Annotated in this window: 14 protein-coding genes and 2 pseudogenes; 6 read left to right on the top strand and 10 right to left on the bottom strand. The window is 57.7% G+C overall.

Annotated features, from left to right (window positions below):
- Positions 1-67 precede the first annotated feature (67 nt).
- Together JNB88_RS30660 and JNB88_RS30655 are read left to right on the top strand one after the other, a co-directional pair.
- Positions 68-1,153 (top strand): ornithine cyclodeaminase, encoded by a 1,086-nt coding sequence (locus tag JNB88_RS30660; protein WP_220358738.1) that lies wholly within the window; start codon positions 68-70, stop codon positions 1,151-1,153.
- Between the two features lie 9 nt (positions 1,154-1,162).
- On the top strand, positions 1,163-2,515 hold the full coding sequence (locus JNB88_RS30655; protein WP_220358737.1) for an MmgE/PrpD family protein: 1,353 nt from the start codon (positions 1,163-1,165) through the stop codon (positions 2,513-2,515).
- A 1,068-nt stretch (positions 2,516-3,583) separates the two neighbouring features.
- On the opposite strand, the gene JNB88_RS30650 is transcribed toward JNB88_RS30655, so the two are convergent.
- The 3 genes from JNB88_RS30650 to JNB88_RS30640 form a co-directional block, all read right to left on the bottom strand.
- Positions 3,584-3,844, bottom strand: a complete 261-nt coding sequence (locus JNB88_RS30650) for a hypothetical protein (RefSeq protein WP_220358736.1) — start codon at positions 3,842-3,844, stop codon at positions 3,584-3,586.
- A 101-nt stretch (positions 3,845-3,945) separates the two neighbouring features.
- Positions 3,946-5,328 carry an amidohydrolase family protein gene (locus JNB88_RS30645; RefSeq protein ID WP_220358735.1) on the bottom strand — a complete coding sequence of 461 codons (1,383 nt, stop codon included), beginning with the start codon at positions 5,326-5,328 and terminating at the stop codon, positions 3,946-3,948.
- Positions 5,325-6,002, bottom strand: coding sequence for a winged helix-turn-helix transcriptional regulator (locus JNB88_RS30640; RefSeq protein WP_220358734.1), 678 nt, complete (start codon positions 6,000-6,002; stop codon positions 5,325-5,327). The genes JNB88_RS30645 and JNB88_RS30640 overlap by 4 nt, the downstream gene beginning before the upstream one ends.
- 632 nt (positions 6,003-6,634) lie before the next feature.
- Here JNB88_RS30640 and JNB88_RS30635 point away from each other — a divergent pair.
- A complete protein-coding gene (locus JNB88_RS30635) occupies positions 6,635-7,375 on the top strand; it encodes a response regulator transcription factor (RefSeq protein ID WP_220358733.1) in 741 nt (246 codons plus the stop codon).
- Positions 7,376-7,446: 71 nt separating this feature from the next.
- Here JNB88_RS30635 and JNB88_RS30630 read toward each other — a convergent pair whose 3' ends face one another.
- The 5 genes from JNB88_RS30630 to JNB88_RS30610 all read right to left on the bottom strand — a co-directional run bounded on the left by JNB88_RS30630 (position 7,447) and on the right by JNB88_RS30610 (position 13,051).
- Positions 7,447-9,081, bottom strand: a complete 1,635-nt coding sequence (locus JNB88_RS30630) for an FGGY-family carbohydrate kinase (RefSeq protein ID WP_220358732.1) — start codon at positions 9,079-9,081, stop codon at positions 7,447-7,449.
- A 44-nt stretch (positions 9,082-9,125) separates the two neighbouring features.
- Entirely contained in the window at positions 9,126-9,854 is a 729-nt protein-coding gene (locus tag JNB88_RS30625; protein WP_220358731.1) for an SDR family oxidoreductase, read from the bottom strand.
- Positions 9,855-9,881: 27 nt separating this feature from the next.
- Positions 9,882-11,144 (bottom strand): sugar ABC transporter permease, encoded by a 1,263-nt coding sequence (locus tag JNB88_RS30620; RefSeq protein ID WP_220358730.1) that lies wholly within the window; start codon positions 11,142-11,144, stop codon positions 9,882-9,884.
- A complete protein-coding gene (locus JNB88_RS30615) occupies positions 11,141-11,959 on the bottom strand; it encodes an ATP-binding cassette domain-containing protein (protein WP_197066753.1) in 819 nt (272 codons plus the stop codon). The genes JNB88_RS30620 and JNB88_RS30615 overlap by 4 nt, the downstream gene beginning before the upstream one ends.
- Before the next feature lie 66 nt (positions 11,960-12,025).
- Positions 12,026-13,051: an ABC transporter substrate-binding protein gene (locus tag JNB88_RS30610; protein ID WP_420832234.1), complete on the bottom strand. Its 1,026-nt coding sequence runs from the start codon at positions 13,049-13,051 to the stop codon at positions 12,026-12,028.
- Between the two features lie 297 nt (positions 13,052-13,348).
- Between JNB88_RS30610 and JNB88_RS30605 the strand changes: the two genes are divergently transcribed.
- Complete coding sequence (locus JNB88_RS30605; protein ID WP_220358728.1) at positions 13,349-14,359, top strand: LacI family DNA-binding transcriptional regulator; 1,011 nt, start codon at positions 13,349-13,351, stop codon at positions 14,357-14,359.
- A 444-nt stretch (positions 14,360-14,803) separates the two neighbouring features.
- On the opposite strand, the pseudogene JNB88_RS30600 reads toward JNB88_RS30605, so the two are convergent.
- Positions 14,804-15,187: pseudogene (locus JNB88_RS30600) on the bottom strand (SDR family oxidoreductase); the annotation flags it as partial.
- Positions 15,188-15,201: 14 nt separating this feature from the next.
- Between JNB88_RS30600 and JNB88_RS30595 the strand changes: the two are divergent.
- Both JNB88_RS30595 and JNB88_RS30590 read left to right on the top strand, forming a co-directional pair.
- Positions 15,202-15,522 (top strand): annotated as a pseudogene (locus JNB88_RS30595) (FadR/GntR family transcriptional regulator); the annotation flags it as partial.
- Positions 15,523-15,876: 354 nt separating this feature from the next.
- Complete coding sequence (locus JNB88_RS30590; protein WP_220358727.1) at positions 15,877-16,593, top strand: autoinducer binding domain-containing protein; 717 nt, start codon at positions 15,877-15,879, stop codon at positions 16,591-16,593.
- A 158-nt stretch (positions 16,594-16,751) separates the two neighbouring features.
- On the opposite strand, the gene JNB88_RS30585 is transcribed toward JNB88_RS30590, so the two are convergent.
- The coding region (locus JNB88_RS30585) for a hypothetical protein (protein WP_220358726.1) at positions 16,752-16,964 on the bottom strand (213 nt) is incomplete at its 5' end.

The following is a 16,964-nucleotide window of genomic DNA, read 5'->3' as shown; positions in this document are numbered from 1 at the left end:
AGCTTCACCCTGCGGTTTCCAACAATCCCATACGCTCGTATCCGAGTAGGGATCGGAGGAAACCGTAATGCCAAAATGTTTGGAGCCGACGACAGAGGTCTTCTTTCTGAGTGCCCAGCACCTCTTCGAGGTGGGGGCGGACCTGACAACGGCCGAATTGCTGGAGGCGATGGGTACTGCGTGGAGGGATATTCGGGCCGGCTCATCATTTGGAGGAAAGGCTGTTCTCTCCCTGCCCGAGGACGCCTTCTGGGCATCAGGAACCAAGCTGCCGTTCAGGACCCAATATGTGAACGAGCGCCTCGGCTGGAAGCTATCTTGCCTCTACAGCGTCAACGATCACTATGGCGGCGTCAAAGTGATCGGGGCAAATGCCTTTAACCGAAATCTCGGACTGCCCCGATCCACCTCGACAATCCTTTTGCTGGAGAAGCAAACACTTCGCCTGCTGGTCGCCCTGGACGGAACGCTGCTTTCGGCCCGTCGGACGGGAAGCTATGCAACAACAGTAATGGAGTGTTTTCTCAATCAAGCGGAACCGTTGGACGTATGTATTTTCGGCACAGGTCCGATAGCGCGTGCCATCATCGAATGTCTGGACTTCGGCTTCGGGGAGAAAATCACGCAATTCATCATTCGCGGACGCTCGGAGGAAAGTGCAGAGAAACTGCGCGAGGACCTGAGCACGTCCGTATCCGCTCCGCTGGTGGTTGCGAAGGACAACAGCGCGTTGCGCGGCTGCGGATATGTAATTACAGCCACAAACGCACGCAGTCCTGTGTTTGCAGACGATGAGCTTGCTAGAAGTGCCGTAACGCTCCATCTCGGTGGCGATGAAGTCCCGGAAGCCTATCTGCAGCGCGCCCTGAGGACCGGGATCGTCGTCTGCGATGACATAAAGACCGTATCAAGGCGGAACTCTCAAAGCGTTTCGCTGCATTTTTCGCGGCGGGGCCTCTCGCTCGAGGAAATCGGCCCCCTTGTCGGAGTAAAGGAGCTATCTGTCCAAGACAGCTGGGACCAGACAGGCGGTGGGCCAATCTGCGTCACCTGTGTCGGCCTTCCAATGCTCGACCTCTATGCGGCACAGGCAAGCTACGAGAAGTATCTATCCCTCACGTCAAGTCAGCACAGTGGCGCACGTGGATCGTAGGGGGCTGCGATGCATCTGACGAAGAAGCTTGCCGAGCACATCGCCACGATCGCGCGGATCGGTCCTCCACCAGAAACGCGAGACATCGTTTTGCGATCGATACTCGATCTTATCGGCGCGGCGGCTGCTGGTCGAAGTGCCAATAGCTCAATCGCAGCTCTTGCCATGGCGCCTGCTTTGTTTGGCGTGGGAAACGCCCCTATTTGGCTGAGCGGTAAAAGCTCGACTCTGCTCGGTGCTGTCGTCGCCAACGCAACCGCCGCTTCCGCCCTCGACATTGATGATGGGCACCGCGCTGCGCGTGGCCATCCCGGTGCTGCAGTCGTTCCGACGGCTCTGACCCTTGCGGCAACTCATCACTGCGGTTCGCAGGCAGTCATCGCGGCGATTGTTGCGGGCTATGACATTGGCGTCCGGGTGGCAGCCTCTCAGAACCCGCTCGGTATCTCCACGCGCCAATCTGGGCGCTGGGCAAGTCTGGCGACTGTGGCAACGGCAGCAGTGCTTTTGAAAGTTGATCCACCCACCATCTCGCAAGCACTCTCCATTGCCGGGGTCCTGGCTCCCAATCAGCAGGCAAACGGGAGCTCGGGCTACTCCAAACTGACGGGAAACGACGTGAAGGAAGGCATTGCTTGGAGCAGTGCGACTGGTTTGATGGCACTGGAGCTTGCGATCCACGGACATACGGGACCGGAAGATCTCCTCGATCATCCAGATTTCTATAAGGCGGAGCGCATCCTCGCGGATCTCGGATCGCGTTGGGAAATATTGGGGACGTATTTCAAACCTTACGCCTGTTGCCGATACATCCATCCATCTCTGGACCGATTGTTCGAATTGATCGAGCGGCATTCGCTTCGCGCTTCGGATGTCATCGCGATCGAGGTGGAGACCTTTGAATGGGCGCTAAAGCTCGGCAACAAGACCAATCCGACCAATCTGATCGAAGTGCAGTATAGTCTGCCCTACTGCCTTGCCATTGCGTTCGTCGATGGACGGGATTCGTTGCTACCGCCTACCCACCAGTGCCTCGACCGACAAGATCTGAGCGAACTCGCAAACAAGGTGAGACTATCGACCCGTACCGATATTGATGGGATCTTTCCGACCGAGACCCTCGCTCGTGTTACGGTCGAGACCAAAAGGTCCAGATTTGCCTCCGATCTCGGTGGTCCACTTGGAGATCCAAGACAACCATTGCTCTGGCATGGGATAGAAGAGAAATTTCGGCGTCTGACCAGAGATCATCTACCGCCTCGCAAGCAGCAGGGAATTATCGACGGCGTGGTTTCGATGGCCTCTGGTGATACTGGCCCGATGTTGCTTGAGTTAGAGAGCCAGGAATACTCGAGGTCCTGACGCGCGGTTTTGCTTCCGGCACCTGCGTTGTATGTCCTGCCGTCCTGGCTCCTGATTAAATTAGTATTTTCTGAAAAAGGCGCTATCGTAGGCACTTCCGCATGTCGAGGCTAGTGATTCGGAGACGAGCCTACATCTTTTGAGGGGCAATCCAATCCCTTTTGCCGGATGTGCGTACCAAGCCTTTTGGTTCACTCTTGCCGCTCGACCTAAGGGGGAACCAAATGGCGAGCAATTACCGTCTGCATGCTAGCGACGCTACGTGGACCATAATTGACAAGGCGACTGACGCACCTGCCCGACTGGATGGCATCCCACTTGTAACCATGGAGGCTGTGGAGGCCAAGCACATGCTCCGCATTCTCGACGGCATTGATCGAGTTCAGGCAAGCTCGAAGTGGTGGGCGAAGCAAGCCAGAAAGCGCGCGAGGATGCTGACATCATCTGAGGCTGACGAACCTGTCGAGTTCCAGTCGTTGCGGCCGTTCCGTTGGTTTAATTGGACAGGAGAAAATGAACCACGTCAGTGAAGCCGAAAAGCAACTCTGCAGGCCAGTCGGTCGCCTCCTGGGCGTAATCGAGCGTGAAGAGGGTATTTATGAAGGCTACGTTCTTCCCTCGTTTGCAGGAGAGGATCGCGGCATGGTCTTCATCAAGCGGCCTACGCGGCTCGACAGGTTTCTCAGGTTTTTCGGGATGACACGTGAACCTAGATTTTGGCCGCCATCAGAGATTGGTCAGACGGCGTATGAAGCACACTCGTGCAAAGTCGTCACATCAGGCGGTTCTGGCGCGAAAGAAACTGTCGATGACTCATAGGATGGCAATCTATTTTCGTCGTAATTGAGAGTACTCGTCGGCTGGGCGGTTATTAAGGACAGTCAGAGCGTTTCAACGATGACAAACCAAAAGGGCGACTGCACCCGCCAAGTGCCCAGCCAAAACTACTCTGGCGGCCTTGATGCAATCTCGTGCGCGCCCGCTTCAGAATATGGACGTCAATGCCCTTGAACTCACGCAGTTCAGAACTCTCATAGAGTGGCATTGTAAGATTAATGACGCGCACAATCATTTCTGCTTCTCAACAACGATTACCTGGATCAGGCCACCTTTTGAGCCCAGCATCATATCGCTGACCGACGTTACGCCCACTATCCTTCCTCCGACAGACATGATGCCCTCCAGCACCCCATCTATCCATGCGGTATTCTCGTCCTCCGTGGCAAAGTCTGCCTGATGACGTTGCACTTCACCTCCGTTTCGTCCTGCCCGTATGCCCTGTTCCTTCCCCAGGTCATACCAGTCTTTGTATTTCGTGGCAGGTTTCATATTGGGCTCACTATCTCCGATCGTTCTTATTTAGCATTGTCATCTGTGCGGCTTTCCCGCTGGGGGGATCCATTGAGACTGAGGCAAGACGGAAGGAAATGCTACCCTCTCAAATCTGAAGGAGTCCAGGTCCTTCTTACGCCGTTGAAAACCACGGGCACCCCGTTTGAAAACAAGTGTCTGACCCGGGCGAGATTATGGCTCTCCACAATGGCGACGTCAGCACGCTTACCCTTGGCCAACAAACCGCGATCGCCGGCAACCTCGGGAAGGATCCGCGATACGTTGCCGGTCGCGAGCGCGACTGCTGCGGGCAGGCCAAGCTGACCGAGGTGCACGATACGCTGAAGCGCCGCCAGAATGCTGTCGAAATCGCCGCCTGCATAGTCGGTGGAAACCGTGTCGACCACACCGGCTTCAATCAGGGCGTCGAAATTCTCGGGACCGTTTCGCCATTGGGTCGAAATGCAGTCGAGGGTCGAGACATCGATCGCAACCCCGCGCGACTTCAGCGCACGGGCATGCCGGACACATTCCTCCGGCTCAAACGATGGGTGATTGGCGTGAGCCGCAACCATTCGGGCTCCAGGATAATCCTCGGCCAGGCGCAGAAGTGTCTTGGCCGTGGGTACAGCGTGATGATAGATCCCCGCCAGTCCGAAACGCTTAGAAGCTCGGGCCAGTTCCTCAAAACCGTGCAGTGACAGGCTGACTGGCGGCATGACCGTCGTGACAATCAAACTGGTCAGATCTTCGGCGCTTATCTGGTTATCAAGGCCGCAGCTGCGCAGTAGCTCCTCGAGAAGTTCGGGTGAAGCGGTGGTGCCATCAAGCTCCCGGCCAAGGACGGCTTCCTTGAGGGCCCGCGCAGATTTCGGATGAATTCTCACACCAGTGGCTGCAAGAATTGCTTCGGGTATGAACCGGTAGTCCTGCGCACCGCCTCCGAGTGTCTGTCCGCCCCCTGCCTCACCGAACGCCTTTGCACCCTGCTCGATCGTCTCCTCGATGGTTGCGTTGAGGTGACGACCGGTCAGCCCCTTGCCGTCAATGGCCATTGCAGCTCCAAGGTTGCTGGGTGTGTGAGCGGTTGTCACATGTACGTCGAGAGGATGGTCCAGGTGCCCTCGGTCTTCGATCTCGTCGGGAAGTGAGAGGCCGCAAACGTTCAATAATGTCGTCGTACCCGAGAGGAGATGCCGGTTCCGAAAATACTCTACGTCGGACGCCGCAAGCGGCAGCGATCCACTCGGCATGGAGGGGCCGTGCACACATCCATGCGCATGACCATTGATGACGCCAGGCATGACAGTGTGGCCAGCTGCGTCGACGACATTGTTATTTTCTGTGCGCTCGGCAGTACCAGCGGCTACATCGATGATCGTGCCGCCACGCATGCGGACGCTTCCGACGTCGAAAACCGTTGAGCCATCGCCGGTAACAACGCGACCGTTGATGATGAGTATGTCGTCGGTAACGGTCATCGCCATTCTCTCGCCTTCGACACGACATCGAGCCCGTATCCAATGCCGCGCACAGATCGGATCGGATCATCTCTCCCATCTGCGGTCAGGTGTTTGCGCAATCGCGCGATATGGACGTTGACCGTCCGAGGTTCGACATGAATACCTGATGGCCATGAGCGGGCGATGATCTCCCTCCGAGCAAACACGCGCTCGGGATTAAGTAGGAACTGTTGGAGGATCGCGAACTCGATCGTTGTCAGATCGATTCTTTGTGTCCCTCGCCAGACGCGTCGTGCGGCAACGTCCATTTCAATGTCGCCATGAACCAGGCGGCCAGTTGACGAGCTAGTCAACGCGCGAATGATGAGGCTCGGCACCATCGGCCGGGTAAAAACCTCATTGGCTCCAGCATTGATGAAGTCCAAGGCTTGCCTGTGTGCTCGGGGATCGACGAGGGCTACGATACGGATGCGCGTTGTTCCGACCAATTCGTGCACTCTTTGACAGACCGCGATGGCATTTCGGACCCTTCCGTCGATCAGCAATGCGCACACATTGTCGTTGCCGGTCGCTGCGATAATGTCGGCGGACCTTCCCTGCAAGCTTGCCGCAAAGCCTGACTGCTCAAGTACGTGGCGGGCTATGAAGCACAGATCGACATCCCTTGAGCCGATGACGATGGTCGGTCTCATGGCCTAAACTCACAATCGTTATTGTCGTAATTTCGTACAGATACAATCGCACGTAGTTGCGACCGGTTCAAACGATCTTTTTGCTCGGACCGTTAAGAAATGTTTCGGCGTCGCGGGTCCACGATTAAGACAATTGCCGCATCAATCCGGTGCTTTTCTCGCCATTGATAAGCCTGGCGGAAAAATGAGCAAACGCGGTGATTGGAAACGTGGAGTGTTGTGCTGCGATGATCGACTTAGTCAACAGCCAAGTGGAAAACGATCATGTGCAAACCGCCTCTTTCACTCGATGGTCGCCATCAATTTTCTCTACCCTCGCCCCCGGCCGAAGGCACCACCTTGGGTCTCGACCGTGGCCCATGCACTCGATGCAGTCGGGGGAAATCGAGATGTCCTTTCCTTGTCAGCGAAAAGCCCGTCGCCACCCCTGCTCCCCGTGCTCTTCATCCTGCCGTCAAATATTCCACCGATGAAGACGGATGATAAACGACCCATGGTTGCGCGGTGAAGCATCTTGTCCGTCAATGTCGAATACCCGCAATTGTGACAGTTGGCACACTCAAAAAATGCCGCAACTATAGGTTCATTCGGCAAGATGAGTAGTGTACTAACTGATAGGGGTCTAGTTTGGCATGCGACGCGCTGGTGTAACACCCCCGATTGAGATTGTAGTTGCAGATCGAAGCAGTCCGCAGCTCGAGCCATTGCGCGAAGCGATCGAGCGCGAGGGGATGCACGTCTCGCTGGCGACCTCCACACTGCAATTGCGTCGCCTTCTCATGATGCGATCCAACCTCGTGATCCTTGATGCCCATGCCAATTCCGAGGAAGCACTCAGTCTCTGCCGCCAGATCAGGGCCAATAGTACGGTCCCGATCATGCTGCTCCTGCCACCTGAGCGGCCGGACCTGATCTTGTCTGCTCTTGGTGCGGGAGCCGACGATTGCATTTCAATACCGCCCGCGCTGGCGGAATCTGTCGCCAGAATACATAGCTTGCTCAGGCGTGCCGCTTTCTCTTACGCGCCCAGACGTACCGACAATCCGGTCCTGACCTTCGCGTCCTATACGCTCGATCCCGCAGAACGCGTGCTGCTCGACCCAGACGGCGTGGTTGTCAATCTCACGGCGGCAGAGTTCGATCTTCTGCTGGCGTTCTGCAGAAACCCGGGCCGAGTCATGGGTCGCGAAGAATTGCTAGAATTAACCTATGCCGGTCTTGGTGGTCCCGTTCGGCGGAGCATCGACGTACACGTCAGCCGACTACGTCAGAAGATCGAGCGCAATCCGAGAAACCCAGTCCTCCTAAAAACTGTCCGTCTTGGTGGGTATGTGTTTGTCGCAGATGTGAAGCCTCTGACTGACACGTCGTGAGCAATCAGCGCAGGATCCATTCATGGAGAAACACCGAAATGCTCAGACACCCTTGCGCAGCTGGGATTACCTTAACAACTCCGCAGTCCACGCGCCAGGTTCTGCAGGTCCTTGAAACCTTGGTAACGCAGAGTATGAAGGTCTGCTGGCGCGCCTGACGTGGGCTGATAGGTTCGCTCGGCGCCTGAAAGATCCCTCATGGCGATGCGCATGTCCGGGAATGCACCACCAGCGACGGCGCCAAGGATGGCAGCGCCGAGCAGGACCGGTTCCTCGGCCTTCGTTGCGATCACCGGCCGGCCGCTCGCGTCGGCGAGGAGCTGACGAACGAAATCGTGCTGGCCGGCGCCACCGCTGATCACGACACTGTCGATAAAAGCTCCCGCTTCCGCCTGCGTCTCGATGATCTGCCGCAGCCCATAGCCAATCCCGCAGAGCCCCGCGACATAGAGCAGGACCAGACTATCGAGATCTCTGTCCATACCGAGGCCGGCGATAATCGCGCGTGCGTGCGGATCTGCAAAGGGAGCTCGGTTGCCGAGAAACTCCGGTACGACGTGGAGCCCGGTCACGAGGGTTACGGCTTGCGTTGCAGTGACGGCGCGGTCTGCCGCCATGTCGGCAAGGAGAACCGGAAGGGCCACGCCCATGCTCTTTGAAAGCTCCCGTGCCTCAGAGGCGGCAGGATGGAAGGAGAGGAGATGGTCGATGGCGGCGCCCGCTGCACTCTGTCCGCCCTCGTTGAGCCAGAGCCCCGGCACCATCGCCGAATAATAGGGTCCCCAGACGCCCGGCACGAAGACCGGGTCGGTAGTCGACGTCATGGTGCAGGATGACGTCCCGAAGACGTAGGCAAGGTTGCTTTGCGGCCCGCTGCCGATCCCAACCGTCCCGATCCCGCCCGCATGTGCGTCGATCAACCCGGCGGCTACCGCCGTACCGGACTGAAGCCCGAGCTCGCTTGCCGCGGATGCTGTCAGCCCTTGCCCAAGAGGTGTTCCCGGCTCGACGATCGTCTGGCCGATGCGCGCGAAACCCTCATCCGCAAGGCTGCCGAGGCCGGTCTGCTGGAAATAATCCGGATCCCAGCGCTTTTCATGGGCAAGGTAGGTCCATTTGCACGTAACGGTGCAAGTGGAGCGCGAAAGGTCTCCTGTCGCCCTCCAGGTGAGGAAGTCGGCAAGATCGAAGAATTGCCAGGCGGTGTCGAAGATGTGGGGACGGTTTTCCTTAAGCCACAGAAGCTTCGGCGTTTCCATTTCCGGAGAAATGCGCCCGCCCACATATCGAAGGACATCGTGACCGATCTCGTTGATGCGCTCTGCCTGAGGGACAGCGCGGTGATCCATCCAGACGATGATGTTGCGATCCGGATCTTCCGATGGCCCGACAGGGAGCGGCACACCACCTTTTCCGAGTACAACAAGCGAGCAGGTTGCGTCAAAACCCACGCCAACAACGCTAGCTGCATTGACGCCCGCGTTCGAAACAGCTTCACGAACCGCTTCGCAGACCGCGGTCCAGATCTGCGCACTCGATTGCTCAACCATCGAGCCGGGTGCGTTAAACAGCGTGATATCGCGCTTGGCGGACGCAAGCATTCGCCCGGTGAGGTCAAAAATGCCCGCGCGGGCACTTCCGGTGCCGACATCGACGCCAATGACGTGTTTGCCATCGGCTTGCGGCTTGTCAGGTGTGTCGCTCATGGTCTCGTTTCCACTCGGCATCAACAGGGGCGAGCTCAAAGGGCTCAGAGATCGACGCTATTGGGCAAAATCACCAGATCGCGAACCGTTACGCTTCGTGGCCGCGACAGCATGAAGAGCACGGCCTCAGCAACTTCCTTAGGCTGCATCAGGCTGCCATTTGCAAGCGCTTCGTCCAGCTTTGCCTTTGGCCAGTCGTCGAGCAATGCGGTGACAACAGGACCTGGCAAAACTGCGCCGACGCGCACGCCATGGGGCGCTACCTGGCGACGGGTGGAATGCACGAAGGCTTGAACCGCGAATTTCGAGGCCGTGTAGATCGGCTCCCAGACAACAGGTACGACGCCAGCGATGGAACTCGTAAAGAGGATGTCGCCAGATTTCTGCTCGATCATGTGCGGCAATACTGCGTGCACCGATCGAAAAGCTGCGTTGATGTTGAGATTGAGCATGCGATCCCATGCATCCGGGTCGCCTTCCGCAACTTGGCCGCCGATGTATGCGCCGGCATTGGCGTGGAAAATGTCGAGCCTTCCAGCGATCTCCAGAATGCGCGGCAGGATGCCGGAAACCTGCTTGCCGTCGAGAAGGTCGACGACGAGCGGCAGCGCACCCTCGCCAATCTCCTTGCAAAGCACGTCGAGCTTCTCTTTCGCACGGTCGATGAGCACAACGGTTGCGCCCTCGGCATGCAGGGTACGGGCGCATTCCAACCCAATGCCCGATGCAGCGCCGGTGATGGCGGCAACCTTGCCCTTCATGAATTCGGTCATGACAAATACTCCTTCAAGGAATGTGGATCAGGCGCGGCCGTGGCTGACACGAGAACGGCGGGCAAGTGAATCGACGATAACGGCGATTGCAAGGACGCCCCCTGTGATCATGTAGCGCAAAGACGAGCTGAGATTGAGCAGCGTCAGCCCATTGGAAATCGCCTGGATGACGATGATGCCCAACAGAGCTGAATAGGCGCTTCCACGGCCACCGAAAAGGCTGGTTCCACCGATCACGGCTGCAGCAATGGCGTTGAGGTTGACGTCGCCGGTGCCCGCCTGCTGGCTGGACGAGGCAAGACGCGAGGCCGAGAGAATGCCGCCGATGGTCGCCAGCGTCGAGCAGAGCATGAAGGCGCTTAGATAAATGCGGCGAACGTTGATGCCGGCGCGCCGTGCCGCCTCCCGATTGCCGCCAACGGCAAACATTGAGCGTCCCCATTGCGTGCGTGTCAGCGCATAGTTCAAGACGACAGCGATCGCAACAAAGAGGCCGAACATCCAGGGAATGCCGCGGCCGAGGTTGAGGTAATAGGCGGCGAACTCCAGGGCCGCAGTCAGCACTACGGCCTTGATGACCAATGCGCCGAACGGCTGCGGCGAAAGGTTGACAGCCTGGCGCTGCTGGCGCTTGCGCATGCCGTTGACGACCATGATAAGGCCAGGCAGTAGCGCCAGGAGATGGGAAAGCCAGGATGGCATCACGAGGATCTGGCCGAAGCGCACGAGCGGTGAGGCAAAGGGCAGATTGATGCTTCCCGTCGGCCCCAGGATATAGAGTTGCATGCCGAGCAGCGCCAGAAGTCCAGCAAGCGTCGCAACGAAACTCGGCATCCCCAACCTGTTGTACAGTACCGCGTAAAGGCTACCAACCACCATCCCGGCGATGATCGCGACGACGATTGCCAGCGCCAGCGGCCAGCCGCTGTTGACCCATAGCACGCCAAGAATCGCCGAGGACAACCCGCTCATCGAGCCGACTGAAAGGTCGATTTCGCCGAGCATCAGCACGCAGACGATGCCGAGCGAAATGACGCCGACTGTCGCACAGTCAAACAGCAGATTGACGAGATTGTTTGGCGCAAGGAATACCGGATTAAGGATTGAGAAGACGGTCGAGATGACGATCAGGCCAACGGCGACCGGCAGCATGCCGAGGTCACCCGAGCGCACGCGATCAAAGAAAGCCCTTATCATCGCACCGATGCTGTCGTCGTGGCGAACGCGTTCGTCGCTGCGGTCGAGAGCAGCGCCGGCGGCGTTCAGTGTATCGGATGGTTTCTGGCTCATGCCGGTCTCCCGCTATGTTCCTGGGCAGCACCGCTCTTACGCTCAAGCCGCCGGGATACGGAGTTTTCGGTCGCGCCGGTAATGGCGGCGACAAGTTCCTGGTTGGAGGCGTCAGGCGTGAAGACGCCGTTGTTACGCCCAAGACGAAGAACGACGATACGGTCGGCGACTGCGCGCACATCTTCCATGTTGTGGCTGATGATGATGACCCCAAGGCCGCGCTCACGCACCCGCTCGATCAGATTGAGCACTTCGGCAGTCTGGGCAACACCAAGGGCAGCGGTCGGTTCGTCAAGCATGATGATCTTCGGGTCGAGTAGCAGCGAACGCGCGATCGCCACCGTCTGGCGCTGACCGCCGGAAAGCGAGGCGATGGGCTCGCGCACGGACGGGATGCGGGCTGCAAGCTCCCGCAGCAGCGTCCAGGCACGTACCTCCATTGCCACTTCGTCGAGGCTCCAGGGGGAAAGCTCGTGGCCGAGGAAAAGATTGGCGACGACATCAAGATTTTCGCAAAGCGCCAGATCCTGGAAAACTGTCGCAATGCCAAGCTCCAGAGCCTTGCCCGGGCTCTCGAGCGTAACGTTCTGGCCGCAGAACTCGATTGTACCTGATGACGGCTGGTGTACGCCCGCAAGCACCTTGACGAGCGTCGACTTGCCGGCACCGTTGTCGCCAACCAGCGCCACGACCTCACCGGCTTTCACCTCGAGCTCGATGTCGGTCAGCGCCGAAACTGCGCCGAAATTTTTGGAAACATTGCTGAGCCGGAGGATCGTCTGTCCCTTCTCCGGCATACCCTTATCGGTGACCATGGCTGAAGCCCTTATTGCCTGGAACCGTCCGGCCGCGAACGACGCGGCCGGACCGATTAGGCAGTTTTAGTTGGTGATGCCGAGCTTCTTGCAGCCTTCGGCATATTCGCCGGTGCAGATCTGCTCGGGGGTTTGGATCTTCTTGTCGAAGATTTCGGCCTTGATATTTTCCGCAGTCACGACAGCCGGGACGAATAGCTCGGACGGCGTGTTGTAAAGCGTTGTCTTCGCAGGCGGGGTCTCACCCTTCAGCATCTGTACGGCGACGTTGGCCGCAGCCGCAGCAACAACCTCAGAAGGCTTCGAGATCGTGTTGTACTGATCACCCGAGATGACCAACTGCAGGGCTGCTATCGTTGCGTCATTGCCTGTCACCGGTGGAACCGGCTTCACGCCTGCCGCCTTGAACGCAGCGATCGCACCACCACCGGTGCCATCATTGGCAGCAACGACGCCCTTGATGTCAGCGCCGAAGCGAGTGATCTGGCCGGCCGCCCATTCCTGAGCCTTCGGCGGCGCCCATTCGGGCGTGTCGTATTCGGCGAGCGTTTTGTAGGCCGACTCCTTCAGGCCGCGATGAATGCCGTCACGGATCAGGCCGGCGGCTGCATCAGTCGGGGAGCCGTTGATCTGGAGAACACCGGCGCCATCTGCGACGCCCGACTTCTTCAGATGCTCGACGAGCGATTTGGCGATCGCATAGCCAATGCCTTCATTGTCGAATGAAACGTAATAGTCGGCCGGCTTGTCCGGGATCGGGCGGTCATAGGCGATCACCTTGACGCCCTGCGATTGCGCAATCTCCACGAGACCGGCGGCGGCCGCGGAATCGACCGGATCGAGCACGATCACCTTGGCGCCCTGGGCAATCACCGAGTTGAACTGCTGCTGTTGCAGCGAGGCATCTGCGTTGGCGTTCTGGTACACGACGGTGCATTTGGCGCAGAGCTTTTCCATCTCGGCCTTGAAGCCTGGAAAGTCATGCTGCTCGTAGCGCGTCGATGCCTGGTCAGGCATCAGGAAAGCAACGGTCGAAGCCTCCTGCGAGCAAGCCGCACCGGCAAAGCCCACGACGGCGGTCGCCGAGGCCATTAATAAATTCCGATAGTTCATTTTCTCCTCCTTGGTGTGTTCGAAGACAGGCCCAGGCATTACTGCCAGTCGCCACGGTCTCCACCCATTTGCCACCGCTATCGCCCCCCCGAAAAAAGACAGAGCGAAACACCCCTGCAAAAGGACCAAAAGTCCGCAGCTTCTTAGAAAGACCTCCCTGTGCCGACTGCTATGCCGGCTTGTATCATCGATTGAGCTAGCTTGCTCAATCGATGAAGCAAGAATTGCCACTTCTCTCGATTGGTGTCAAGTTACACCGAAACGGAGAAGTGAATTTTGAATCATGTAAAGCAGTCGAAGAGGACGACAATATACGACCTGGCGGAGCTTGCAGGAACATCTGCCAGCGCCGTCAGCGCCGTCCTCAACGGCAACTGGAAGAAGCGCAGGATCAGCAGTCAGCTCGCCGACAAGATCATGAAGATCGCCGAGGAGCAGGGTTACGCACTCAACATGCAGGCGAGTCTTTTGAGACGCGAAAAGTCCCACATTATCGGGATGATCGTGCCGAAATATGATAACCGCTACTTCGGTTCAATCGTCGAGCTGTTCGAAGATATGGCGCGCGAACGTGGGCTATTTCCCATCATCACCTGTACGCGGCGCGACCCCGAACTGGAGATGGAAGCTGCACGCACCATGCTGTCCTACCAAGTTGAATGCCTTATCGCGACGGGCGCCACCGATCCCGATAGGATCACGGAGATGTGCACAGGAGCCGGCGTCCGCAGCCTCAATCTCGACCTTCCCGGTGCGCTGGCTCCCTCTGTCATTTCCGACAATTTCGCGGGCGCCCGCGAACTGACCCGTCGCATCCTGATGAATTGCGATGAGAGGCTTGGAAAGAAGGGGCCATTGCTCTTCATCGGTGGCCGCGGCAGCGATCATAATACAAGCGAGCGTATCAGGGGGTTTCGCCAAGCCCATGCTGATTTCGGCCTACCGGTCGAGGAGGATCACATTCTCGCCTGCGGCTACGCCCCGGAAAAGGCCGAAAGGGCGCTCGATGACCTTGCACTCAAAGGCAATGCACTCGCCTACGGCATGTTCGTCAATTCGACCATCTCGTTGGAAGGTGTGATCCGCTGGATCCGCCGCTCCGGCCGTCTCGACGACCGCGATCTGGTGCTCGGCTGCTTCGACTGGGATCCCTTCGTTTCCTTGCTTGGAAACGGTATCGAAATGGTACGCCAGAATGTTCCTGGCATGCTGCATAAAGTCTTCGAAATGATCGAGTCGGGCGCAAGCAAGCCCGAAGTCATTCAGGTGCCCCCGCTCATGTTATAGCGCTGAACGGCATTACAGACGAGATCGCAGTTTTCGCGATTACACTTGGCATTGGATCATGCCCGATTTGTACTGCTCGCCCTGGGGTTCGCGCGGTCGTTCGACGAACTGGAAAGGCCCTATCACTAAGGCAACGCGTCCGGCCATTGCTGAGCGCCATGTAAGACACGCGGATAGTCGTCTCCGTCACAGCATAGGCGACGACATAGGATGTGCCGGCTATGACATCTCGCGGGTCCCGGCGCCCCGGACGGCCGCCTTCTGGAAAGTCCAAAAGGCGGTAAAGCGAGGCTGGCGATCGAACCTCCGACTATTGCCACCTTCCCGAGCCAACAACCGCTTTCGAAGGACTGCTGGACCAACTGTAGACCTCTCTCCCCCATAAGAGCGCGCCAAGAATTCCTTGGGTTGGCCGCACCACGCGGGTGTTAGCCTTGTCTTTGCTCAAGCCGGATGCTGCAGCACGCTCAAACCGCCATCGACTGTCAGGCACGTGGCGTTCATGAAGGGGCATTCGTCGGAGATCATGAAACCGCTGCCATCGCGATTTCCTCTGGCGCTGCAATCCGGCCGCCCGGATGCAGCCTCATCGTTTCGGCTTTGGCGACCTCTGGATCGGGGAAACCGTTCCAGTAGTCAATGACCTTCTGCGTCGCGACGTAGCCCGGCGCCAGCGCATTCACGCGGACGCTATTCGGCGCATATTCCAACCCCAGTGACTTGGTCATTGCCAAGAAGCGCATGCTTGGCGAGGGGATAAGGGAACGTGTGAGGAATGATCGTGAAGGCATGTGTAGATGCGATGTTCAGGATGACCCCGCCGCCTTGGAAGAACCGCCTTCGAAGAATGGAGTCGGGCCGATCTCGAGTTCCACACGGCGATCATCAATGCGAACGGCAACTGGGTCTATCGTCGATTCGCGAGCGCAATTCGCGCTGCGTTGCTGGCAAGCTTCCGGCTGACGAACCGTGCAAGTCAGTCACACGAGCAGGCGATCCAGAAACATCAAGACGTGCTTGAAGCCATACGGATGCGAAAACCACATGACGCCAGGCGCGCAATGGAGGTGCTGATCGGCGTGGCCCGCATTGAGATACCGATGCTCTCAAAAAATAGGGTTGATCGGACCGACAAAACGCACTCCGCATTCGGTTCACGCTGATTAGCTTGTGGGAGTAGAGACGACGCCAAGCCGCGTTGGGATAAGTCGCTCTCCAACACGGAGCAACCCCAACACATGCTTGGCTCTTTTATCCCCGGGTGGCAACGCTCATTGAGTTCTGCTTCAACGGAACCTGACGCCCCTCGGGTTTCGCAATGGGCAAGAATTGTTAAGTTTTGTTGCTGAGAGCGTGGCCCGATTGCCGTGCGCAACTTCTATCCATAAACATTATTCAGGTTCGGCTGTTGCTTTAGCTGAATCATGAGCTGCCGCAGCGGCAGTGACATTCGTTCAACTGTGGCTGGCGGTCGTCCATCGATGGCTTTGGGCAGCGCATAGCGGAGTAGAAACCGGATGAGCACACGCGCCCTGTTTTGCGAAATAATCGATTTGGCCTTTTCGGTATCGGCAAACGATAGTCTTCGGGGCGCTTTGGCAAATGTGGTGCGACGTTATGGATACGAAAATTTCGCCTACCTCAGCTTGAATGCCACAAGCGCCAACAGCTTTGCGGTCTCCAATTATCCAGAACAGTGGCAGTCGATCTATTTTGGCCGCTCTTACATGATTGTCGATCCGGTGGTGACAATGGGGAAGCGTCTCATGCGCGCGTTTCCCTGGTCTGTTGATCGGCAGCGAAAAGTAGCTGGCGATGACGAGAAGGGCTTCTGGGATAACGCCTCCGATTTCGGGATCCGTGCCGGCCTGACCATTCCAATACCCTGTGAGTTTGGCCAAGTAGCCATGCTGACCTTCGCAGCAGCAACCGACCTTGGCCACGCCCAATTTGCTGAGGCCGATGCGACAATCGCGGCTGCGACCGTCGCGCATCTCCATTCTCGCCTGACAAACACCGATCGCCCAACACGACTGCGCGAACCAGGCCTCACGGACCGGGAAGTTCTTTGCTTGAGGTGGCTCGCGGCGGGAAAGCCCAAGCACGAAATTGCTCTCTTGACCGGCCTCACCTACCACACGATTAGATTTGACATTGAAAACGCGCGAGCAAAGCTTGGTGCCAGGAACGGTCTGCACGCGGTCGCTATCGCCACGGCGCTTCGATTGATTTGAAAGCGTCGTCGAATATTATGATCGGGTAACCCGACTTTTAAAGAACACGTCTACATCCACCGCTCGGACCTCCTTAAAAGGACCGTCCGTTATTTTTGAGCTGAACGGGTTTGCTTCGGCCCCGGCGGGAAGACCTCGTCAGCATCCATCCGAGAAGCTCAATCCGTAGCGCGTTGACCGAAAATTTCATTGGAAACATGCGTTGAAAATCGACCTTCGCAAACGATGCGATACCTCAGCCTTCGTGAGCGTCCGGTGAGCTGTTTTTGCTGATCGGGCAAATCAGGCGATGTTCTGGCATTCGAACCAGCATTAATGCTGACATTAATACCAGAACAAAGAGGTTTCATGGCTCGCATGGAGATCATGTC

It is taken from the genome of Rhizobium cauense, from assembly GCF_019511525.1.
GTDB lineage: Bacteria > Pseudomonadota > Alphaproteobacteria > Rhizobiales > Rhizobiaceae > Rhizobium > Rhizobium cauense.
This window is presented reverse-complemented; position numbering and strand designations above follow the sequence as displayed.